The sequence below is a fragment of the Micromonospora sp. ALFpr18c genome (genome assembly GCF_008868155.1).
In the GTDB taxonomy this organism is placed as follows: domain Bacteria; phylum Actinomycetota; class Actinomycetes; order Mycobacteriales; family Micromonosporaceae; genus Micromonospora.
This window is the reverse complement of the sequence record NZ_WBKR01000222.1, coordinates 1-10006: the sequence shown is the minus strand read 5'-3', so window position 1 is coordinate 10006 and position 10006 is coordinate 1. Positions and strand designations below refer to the sequence as shown.

The 10006-nt window shown below is 74.6% G+C and carries 5 protein-coding genes and 1 tRNA gene; 5 read left to right on the top strand and 1 reads right to left on the bottom strand.

The annotated features are described in order from the left end of the window. Window positions 1-172: 172 nt before the first annotated feature. Window positions 173-256: transfer RNA gene (locus tag F8271_RS27265), tRNA-Leu, on the bottom strand. A gap of 234 nt (window positions 257-490) precedes the next feature. On the opposite strand from F8271_RS27265, the gene F8271_RS34285 reads away from it, so the two are divergent. The 5 genes from F8271_RS34285 to F8271_RS27240 all read left to right on the top strand — a co-directional run. Further along, window positions 491-2722 carry a tetratricopeptide repeat protein gene (locus F8271_RS34285; RefSeq protein WP_370461978.1) on the top strand — a complete coding sequence of 744 codons (2232 nt, stop codon included), beginning with the start codon at window positions 491-493 and terminating at the stop codon, window positions 2720-2722. A gap of 150 nt (window positions 2723-2872) precedes the next feature. Further along, complete coding sequence (locus F8271_RS27255) at window positions 2873-5497, top strand: fibronectin type III domain-containing protein (protein WP_370461977.1); 2625 nt, start codon at window positions 2873-2875, stop codon at window positions 5495-5497. 27 nt (window positions 5498-5524) lie between these two features. Beyond that, window positions 5525-6520 (top strand): MoxR family ATPase, encoded by a 996-nt coding sequence (locus F8271_RS27250; protein ID WP_151492716.1) that lies wholly within the window; start codon window positions 5525-5527, stop codon window positions 6518-6520. Window positions 6521-6534: 14 nt separating this feature from the next. Further along, the gene (locus F8271_RS27245; protein ID WP_151492715.1) at window positions 6535-7695 is read left to right on the top strand and encodes a DUF58 domain-containing protein; all 1161 of its coding nucleotides are present in this window, start codon (window positions 6535-6537) and stop codon (window positions 7693-7695) included. Continuing rightward, the coding region (locus F8271_RS27240; protein ID WP_370461976.1) for a DUF3488 and transglutaminase-like domain-containing protein at window positions 7689-10006 on the top strand (2318 nt) is incomplete at its 3' end. The genes F8271_RS27245 and F8271_RS27240, both read left to right, overlap by 7 nt.

The following is a 10006-nucleotide window of genomic DNA, read 5'->3' as shown; positions in this document are numbered from 1 at the left end:
CCGAAAGGCATCCCGATCACGTCCGACCCGAAGTACTTAGCGATGGTAGCTTCCGAAATCAACGACCGACCCCGTAAGATCCACAATTGGAAGAAGCCCTCCGAGATTTTCGCCGAACTCGTAGAGATAAATGCTTCGACTGTCTGAACCTGCCCACCCGTGGGGGTTAACGTGTCCGAGGGGGGACTTGAACCCCCACGCCCTATACGGGCACTAGCACCTCAAGCTAGCGCGTCTGCCATTCCGCCACCCGGACTTGCACGTTCAGCCTACCTCGCCGACCCAGATGATCTTCGCATCCGAAGGCCGGCCCAGCGGGCCGCACGGGGAGTTACTGTACACGCCGCCCGTGGATCATGCACATCGCCGTGCACCCTCCCCGCCGAGGCGCTCCCACCGCCGCTCAGACCGGCTTTCCGAGGGTCACCGACGAGCCGTCGCAGGCGTGTCCGGGTAGCGGTCGGCCGCCCTCTGCCGGCAGCATTGCCCCGTGGCCCATCCCTCTCCCTTGGCAGCCGCCCAGCACCGGGCCCTCGCCCTGCGTGCCGCGGGTGACCTCAGCGCCGCCTGGCAGCTGTTGGCGGAGGCCGTCGAATCGGCTCGCCCGCAGTTCGGCGAGGACCACCCCGAGATGCTGCACACCGCGCACCTGCTGGCACGGCTGCACCGCGAGGCGGACGACCCGTTGGCTGCCCGCCGGGTGCTGGAGGAGGCGTTCGCGGCGGGCGAGCGGCGTTGGGAGCACTCCGACCCGGTGCTGCTCGCGCTCGCCTTCGAGCTGGCCGAGGTCGCCGAGGAGTTGGGCAACCGGCACGAGGCCCGACGCAACTACACCCGCGTCGCCACCGCCGGGCCGGCCGCGCTCGGCGAGCACCATCCCGCGGTGCGTGCCGCCCGCGCCTACCTCGGCGAGGCCGCCCCCGGCCCGTCGCCGGCAGCGAGCCCGGCACCGACCGATGCCGCCAGCCAGTCGGCGCTGTCCGGTCCGACGCTGTCGCTGGCGACCTTGGCCGCGATGCGGCCGGCGGCGGATGACACCCCGGCCGCCGCGTCGCCGTGGGCTCCCTCGGGGCCGCCGGCCGCGTCCCCGGCAAACCCTCCTGGAGTACGCGCACCCGCCGTGCCCGCCCCGCGTACCAGCCTCGCCGGACCGCCGAGACCAACACCCGCCCGGCCGACACAGCCAGCGGATCGACCGGTCCAGCGACCGCAGTCCGGTCCGGCCGTGCCGCCGCGCCAACGTGTGGGCGACCAGGCACCCCGTCCAGTGGTCGACGTGCCGCCCGGGCCGTCGGCCCCGGTGCCCGCCGCCACGCCCCCGGAGCCGGCGCCCCGATGGGACAACCCGACGATCCAGGTACAGCAGATCGAGCCGCTGCTCGCCGAGGATGCCGCCCGAGCCACGACCAGACCGGTCGGGGCGAGCGGGTCAGGTGCCGAGGTACGCGACGACACCGGGCCGGCGCGACCGGCGAGCGGACCACCCACCCAGCCGGTCGGCGCAACGCCGACGCCCCCGCACCCGGTCTCGGGGCCGCCGGCCCGCCCCTACCCGGTCTCCGCGCCGCCAGCCCATCCGCACCCAGTCTCCGGACCGCCCGCGAATCCGTACCCCGTGTCCGGGCCCTCAGCGCACGGGGAGCCCGTGTCCGCGCCGCCCGGGCACACCTACCCGGTGTCCGCGCCGCCCGGGCACACCTTCCCGGTGTCCGCGCCGCCCGGGCACACCTACCCGGTGTCCGCGCCGCCCGGGCACACCTTCCCGGTGTCCGCGCCGCCCGGGCACACCTACCCGGTGTCCGCGCCGCCCGGGCACACCTACCCGGTGTCCGCGCCGCCCGGGCACACCTACCCGGTGTCCGCGCCGCCCGGTTACGGGCCCGTGTCCGGGCCGCCGTACCGCCATCCGGTCTCCGCGCCGCCGGTGAGCGCGCCGCCCGTACCCCCGTGGGGGTTGACGGCGCCGCCGTGGGGTGGCGGCGCGGCCCCGCAGGCACAGCCGTCGGCGAACGCCGGGGCAACGGAACCGCTCCCGCCCGACGTCGACCGTGCGGCCGCGTCACGACTGGACCCGACCGACGCCGCGACGGTGGTGCTGCCGGCCGTCCCGCTGGCGAGCGGCGCGGGCAACGACCAGGTGCCGCATCCGCCACTGGCCGCCGCGGGCCCTCGACCGGCCGACCATCACCCTCACCCCGTTCCGGAGCCGTATCCGGATCAGCCGTACCAGTTGGGGCCGGAGCCGTACCGACTGGCGTACGCCGAGGAGGGCGGCGGGTCGGCGGGCCGCAACCGGGCGACGCTGATCGGCGCGGTCGTGGCCGCCGGGGTGGCCGTGGTGGCTCTGGCCGGCCTGGGCGCGGTGGTGTTGACCCGCGACGACGCTCCGCCGATCGGGGCCGCGCCCGTGGCGTCGGTGACGCCGACGGTGGCCGGGCCGCCTCCGGGGGACCTGAAGTTACGTGACAACTCGGTCACGATCACGTTGAGCTGGACGGACCCGGCCGGCGGGACGGTGCCGTTCATGGTGGCCGGTGGTCGGGCCGGTTCGGCGTTGGGTGTGATGGCCACGGTGGAGCCGGGCCGGACGAGCTACACGGTCAACGGGCTGAGCACGCGGGTGGACTACTGCTTCACGGTGCTGGCGGTGTACTCCACCGACAGCTTCGCCACCTCGGGGCAGGTCTGCACGGCGCGGGAGCGGGCCACCCCGCCGAGCTGAGGGGCTGTCCACAACGCACACGCTGGGTATCCACAGGGGTGACGGTGCGGGTTCCCCCGTTCCCGGCCGGGCCATATGATGGCACCCGGCTCAGGGGAGGGGTTGCCGCGAGGCGCGCCACCTGCCACGACTCAGGGGAGGCAGCCGGCTGTGGCCAGCATCGACGACGCCATACGGACCGACGCCCCCCGCTCCCGGTCCCGGTTGCGCGGCGGGCTGGTGACCGTCGGCACGGTGACCGCGCTGCTGGCCGCCATGGGGCTGACCGTCCTGGGGTTGGGGGCGGCGGACAACGCGGTGGCCAACTATGACGCGAGTTCCTGGCTGTGGAGCGCGGCGCGCAGTGAGCTGGCCCGGGTCAACGGGGTCACCGCCCGGGTCGACACCCGCACCGAGATCCCCGGCGCGGCCCGGCACCCGATGCAGGTCACCCAGACCGATCGGCTGCTGATCCTGCGTGACCTGCAGACCGGGCAGGTCAGTTCACTGGACCTGGCCACCCTGCAGCTCACCGCGACCACCCCGACCACCCCCGGCCTCGGCGTGAGCGTCGCCCTGCACGAGGACGCGGCGTTCGTCGTCGACGCCGTGCAGGGCATCGTCCGGCAGCTCGACCCGCGCTCACTGACGCCGGTCGGCGAACCGGTGCGCTACCCGCCGGGCATCACCGGCGGCGCGTTCGACGGTGAGGGGCGACTGTGGATCGCGGTGCCCAGCGAGGGCACCGTGTCCGTGGTGACCGCCGCCAAGCTGCCGTCCGCACCGGCCTCGGGCACGCCCGCCGGTGGCGGGCTCAGCCCGGAGCGGGTCGAGACGTACGACGTCGCGGAGCCCAGCCACGAGCTGGTCGTCTCCACGCTGGACGACGGTGTGGCGGTGCTCGACCGTACGGCGGGGAAGCTGGTGCGGGTGCAGCGCGGCGTGGTGCGTCCGACGCCGTTGACGCTGTCCGGGCCGGCGGAACTGGCCCCGCGCACCAGCGGGCCGCGTGTCCCGGTCACCGTGACCGCGGATCGGCGGGTGCTGGTGGTGGGTGACGGTGGTGAGGAGCGGGCGTTCACGGTGCCGGGCAGCGGCGACCGGCTCAGCCCGGCGGTGGCCTGGGCGGACCGGTTCTACTGCGCCGACGAGGCGACCGGCACGATCTACTCCTTCGACGCCGGTGGCCAACTGGTCGACACCATCCGTGGCCGCGCGAACGGGCCACTGGAGCTGGAGGTCCGCGAGAACCACCTGTTCATCAACTCCCCCGACGCGGCGACGGCCCGGGTGGTGGACGACAAGCACCAGGTGCGCGAGGTCGACAAGTACGCCAATGACGTTCTCGGCGGTGACCCGCCGCCGACTCCCCCGCCGCCGCCCCCGCCGAAGAAGCCCCGGGTGGGTAAGCCGAGCGCACCGCGCAGCGTCACCGCCGCCGCCGGCAACGCCCAGGCCCGGGTGAGCTGGCGGCCGGCCGCCGCGAACGGCGCCGAGATCATGAAGTACGTGGTGGAGGGCGCCGGTCAGCGCCTGGAGGTGGGCGCCAACCAGCGTGCGGTGGAGGTCAAGGGTCTCACCAACGGCGAGACGTACCGGTTTGCGGTGCACGCCGTGAACGCCAAGGGCGACGGTCCGTCGCGCAGCAGCAACCCGGTGACGCCGACCGCCGCCGTACCCGATCCGCCGGCCAGCGTGACCGCGAAGGAGCGGCCGGACGGCACGGTGCTGGTGAAGTGGCCGGCGGCGAACGGGCAGGGCAACAAGATCGCGAAGTACGCGGTGACGGCCAGTTCGGCGGGCACGAACGCGCCGGCCGGCGAGTCGACGAAGACGGAGCTGGTGGTGCCCGCCGGGGAGCTGGAGCTCGGCACCCAGTACGCGTTCACGGTGGTGGCGGTCAACGACAAGGGCGCCGGTTCGACGGCTTCACCGGTCAGCAACACGGTGGTGCCGTTCGCGGCGCCGGGCAAGCCGCTCGACCTGCGCGCCGGCACGGTCGCCGACCAACCGGGCGCGGTCACCGTGCAGTGGGCGCCGGCCGAGGCGAACGGCCGGCCGGTGACGAAGTACCTGGTGGATGTCGGTGGGCGGGTCAGCGAGGCGACCGACACCCGGGCCACCGTCACCGGGCTGGGCAACGGCCAGAACGTCGCGGTGAAGGTGAAGGCGGTCAACGAGGCCGGCCCCGGTCCGGAGGCCACGGCGACGGCGCGTACGGTCGCCGAGCCGCAGGTCACGGTGACCGGCTCGTCGGCGACAGCCACGGCGGCGACGGTGACGTTCACGGTGGACGCGGGCGGTGGGAAGGCCACCTGCTCGGTGAGTACGCCGGGTGAGCCGGCGAAGGCCGGGGCGTGTTCCAGCATCACGATGTCGGGGCTGACGCCCGGCACGAAGTACACGTTCACGGTGACGGCGAGCAACGCCGCCGGCAAGGGCACTGCCAAGCGGGATCAGGCCACGCAGTCGCTGTACGGCATCGCCACCTGCAACAACGGGCCGGACGGCGACCAGCGCACCTACTGCAACAAGGACGTCGACGGCCGCAATGGCAACGAGATCTTCTCGGTCGCCCAGCAGGACAACGACAAGCAGGTGGGCTGGGCGAAGCCGGGCCGCCGGCTGCAGGCGTACTGCAAGAAGTCGGGCGAGGACGTCGACTCGTGGATCTACAACAGCCAGAAGCGCAGCACCTGGTGGGTGCAGGTCGAGTACAGCGGGAAGAACTACATTCCCTGGGCCTGGCTCAACCTGGAGGGCGGCGACAACATCAACGTCCTGCCCACCTGCTGAACCACCAGGCAAGGAGCACCGCCGACCGTGAACACCCACGAGCCGCTCACCCAGCCGGAGGTCCAGGGCTTCGCCGCCCTGGCCGCCCGGCTGGCCGAGAACGTCAACGCGGTGGTGCTGGGCAAGCCGCAGGTGGTGCGGCTGGCGTTGACGGCGCTCTTCGCGCAGGGTCACGTGCTGCTGGAGGACGTGCCGGGGGTCGGTAAGACGACCCTGGCGCGGGCCATCGCCGCCACCGTGAAGGGTCAGTGGCGGCGCATCCAGTTCACCCCCGACCTGCTGCCCTCGGACGTGTCCGGTGTGACCATCTTCAACCAGGCGAGCCGGGACTTCGAGTTCCATCCGGGGCCCGTCTTCGCCAACATCGTCATCGCCGACGAGATCAACCGGGCGTCGCCGAAGACCCAGTCGGCGCTGCTGGAGGTGATGGAGGAGCGCACGGTCACCGTGGATGGTGTCCGGCATCCGGTGCCGTCGCCGTTCCTGGTGGTGGCCACGCAGAACCCGGTGGAGATGGACGGCACCTACCGGCTGCCCGAGGCGCAGCTGGACCGGTTCCTGGTGAAGCTCTCCGTCGGCTACCCGGACGAGGCCGTCGAGGTGGAGGTGCTGCGCGGCGCGACCGTGCGGTCCCCGGAGGCGCTCGCCCCGGTGACCGACACCGCGACCGTCGGGGAGATGGTCCGGATGGCCCGTCGGGTGCACATCGCCGAGCCGCTCTACGCGTACGCGGTCCGGCTGGCCGCCGCCACCCGCACCCACCCGCAGGTGCGGGTCGGCGTCAGCCCCCGAGGTGTGATCGCGTTGACCCGGGCGGCGTGCGCGTACGCGCTGATCGACGGTCGGGGTTGGATCATGCCGGAGGATCTGAAGGCGCTCGTCGAGTCGGTGTTCGCGCACCGGCTGCTGCTCACCCCGGACGCCCAGGTGCGTGGGGTGACCGCTGCGGAGGTGCTGCGCCAGGCTGTCGCGTCGGTGCCGGTGCCGCTGCCGTCGGGGCAGCCGGCTCCGGTGCAGGGCTGACCGGCAGCAGCGGTATGGGGATCACCGCCCGCGGAGTCGGGCTGCTCGTCGCCGCCGTCGTCCTGCTGGCGGCGGGTTTCCGGTTCGCGTACCCCGAGTTGACGCTGCTCGGCGCGGCGGCCGGCGCGGCGGTCGGCTACGCGGCGCTGGTCGCGGCGTGGCGGCCCCACCTGACGGTGACCCGGCGGGCCGACCCGGACCGGGTGGCGCGGGGCGAGCTGGCGAGCATGACGGTGACCGTGCGCAACACCGGGCGGCTGCGGTCGGCGAACCTGCTGGCCGAGGACCGGTGCGGGGAGCGCACGGTGCCGGTGCCGCTGCTGCGGGTGCGGCCGGGCCGGGACACCGAGGTCCGCTACGAGGTGCCGACCCACCGGCGCGGGGTGGTGCCGGTGGGGCCGCTGCGGGTGACGCGGCGCGACCCGTTGGGTCTGGTGGCGCTGGCCCGCCCGTACGGCCCGACGGCACCGGTGTGGGTGCACCCGCGGATCCATCCGCTGACGGCGGTGCCGACCGGCGCGGGGCGCAGCCTCGACGGCCGGGTGGACGGGGTGCCGCACGGGTCGATCACCTTCGACTCGTTGCGGGAGTACGTGGTGGGCGACGAGTTGCGCCGCGTGCACTGGCGCACCAGCGCCCGCGTGGGTGAACTGATGGTGCGGGAGAACGTGGACACCAGCCTGCCGCGTCTCGTCGTCCTGTTGGACAACCGTGCGGTCGCGCACCCGCAGCGGGTGGACGGTGTGGCGGAGTCGTTCGAGTCGGGTTGCGAGGCGGCGGCGTCGATCGTCACCGCCGCGCACCGCGCCGACCTGCCGGTGTTGTTGCTGCTGGTCGGCGCGGGGCTGGTCGAGCGCGGGGACGACGACGCCGCGCTCGGGCCGTTGGACCGGCTCGCCGCCGCCGAACTCGCCGACGACGAGGACGCGTTGCGCGCGGCCACCACCCGGCTGCGGCAGGACCGGCTCGGCGACACGTTGATCGTCCTGACCGGGCCGGGTGGCCGGGCCGACTTGGGGCACGTCGGTGCGTTGCGCGGCGCGTACCCGTCGGTGGTGGTCGGGGTGTTCGGCGTGGCCGAGCCGACGCCGCCGGGCGCGGCGGGCCTGGTGGTGGTCGACGCGGCCGACGGGGAGCAGTTCGCCGCCGAGTGGGACGGGGTGCGTCGGTGGTGACGCGGGTGCTGCGGGCGGCCGTGGTCCCGCTGGCGCTGATCGGGCTGACCGCGCTCGCCGGGGTGGTGCTTGGCCGGGTGTACGCCGGTGACCTGCTGACCCGGCTGGTCGTCGGCGCCGCGGTCGGCTCGGTGCTGGTCAGCGTGGCCGCCCGGCGGCTGCCGTCCTGGCTGGTGGCGCCAGTGTCGGTGGCCGCGATGGCCGGTTGGACGCTGCTGTCGCTGCGGCTGGCGGCCGCCCGCGCCGACCTGCCGGGCAGCCTGCTGGAGGTCACCGCGGACGCCGCGCGCAACGGCATCCCCCGGCTGCTCACCGCGATGATTCCGGTGGAGCCGACACCGGACACGGTGCTGGTGCCGGTCGTCGCGGCCTGGCTGGCCGGGTTGGCCGGCGCGGAGGTGGCGCTGCGGACCGGTCGGGTGTTGCTGGGCTACCTGCCGGCGGCGGGCCTGTACGCCGCCGCCCTCTACGTGGTCGGCCCGAACGCCGAACCGGCGGTCGGGGTGACGGTGGCGTTCGTCGCCGTCGCGGCGGCCGGCCTGGCGGTGCCGGCGGGTCCGGCGGCGACCGGCGGCGATCCGAGCGCCGACCTGGCCCCCCGGGTACGCGCGGCGGTGCGGCTGCGGCTCGCCGTCACCTCGGCGCTCGGGGTGGCCCTGGTGGTCGGGCTGGTCGCGCTGCTCGGCCCGGTGGTCGCCGGTCAGGTCGACGGCCGGCCGGTGGACCCACGGCGGTACGTGGAGCCGCCGCAGGTGCAGTCGCTCGACGAGAACCCGTTGATCCGGATCTCCGGTTGGGCGTTGCGCCCGGAGCAGAAACTCCTCGACGTGAGCACGGTGCCGGCGGAGGACGCAGCGGCGGCGGCCGACGGTGACCCCGCCCGGATCCGGTTGGCGGTGCTCAGCGACTACGACGGGGTGACCTGGCGGGTCGGCGCGACGTACCGCAACGCGGGCCGGATCCTGCCGGCCACCACGCCAGCGCGGGACAACACGGTGCAGACCGTCCGGCAGCAGATCACCGTGGCGGAGCTGAGCGGTCGACTGCTGCCCGCCGTGGCGACGCCCCGCGAGGTGAGCGGCGCGCGGGTGGCGTACGACCCGGCGACCGGCACGCTGATCCGGCCGGAGGGGCTGACACCGGGGCTGCGCTACACGGTGACGTCGGCTCGCGAACGTCCGGGCAACAACCTGCTGACCACCGCGAACGTGCCCGCCGGCGACGAGGTGGCGCGGGTGCTGCGGGTCGCCGACGGGGTGCCCGACACGCTGCGCCGGCTGGCCGCGCAACTCGCCGAGGAGAACGGCGCCCCGTTCGCGCGGGCGTCCGCGATCGAGCAGTTCCTGGGCGAGCACTACCGGGTCGCTGCCGACGCGCCGAGCGGGCACGCGTACCCGAACCTGGGTTTCTTCCTTTTCGGACCGCGTGACGGCGGCGGGCAGGAGGGCACGTCGGAGCAGTTCGCGGCGGCGTTCGCGGTGCTCGGCCGGCTCAGCGGGCTACCGACGCGGGTGGTGGTGGGCTTCCGGTCCACCGGCCAGGGGCCGGTGCGGGCCGGTGACGCGTTCGCCTGGCCGGAGGTGCTCTTCGACGGCCTGGGTTGGGTGCCGTTCGACCCGATGCCCCGCCCGAACGAGGAGCCGAGGCCGGTCGAGGAGGATTTCCGGCCGGCACCGGAGGATCCACCGCCGTCGGAGGCGCCGGCGCCCACCGTGGAGCCGACCGCCTCGCCGGAGCCGGTGGCCGCCTCCGACGGGCCACCCGCAAGCGGTGGGTTGTCCACGCCGGTGCTGGTCGCCGGGGGCGGCGGTGGCCTGCTGCTGCTGGTGGGGGCGTTGCTGCTCACCCTGTTGGCGATGCGCCGCTCGCTCACCCGGACCCGCCTGGCGCAGGGTGATCCGGGCCAGCGCATCGCCGGGGCCTGGCGGGAGGTCACCGACGCGCTGCGGCTGGCCGGTCGGCCGGTCGGCGACGACCTGGCCGCCACCGAGGTCGCCGGCCAAGCCCGCCGGGCCCTGGCCGACGCGCGGCGCGCCTCGGGCAGCGCCGTCACGGACGATGACGCCGCCGTGCCCGGCGCCCCGGCCGCGAACGTCGGCGGTGCGCCGGGCGCGGCCGGCACACCGAGCAGCGGCGTCGGCGGCGTGCCGGCCGCGGCACCGGAAGCGACAGTCGACGACCTGGCGGCCCTGCTCAACCAGGTGGGCTTCGCCCCCGGCGCCGCAACAGCCGACCAGGCGGCCCGCGCCGCCGCGGCAGCGACGCAGTACGTGGCGACACTGCGCGCGGCCCGCCCCTGGTGGCGCCGCGT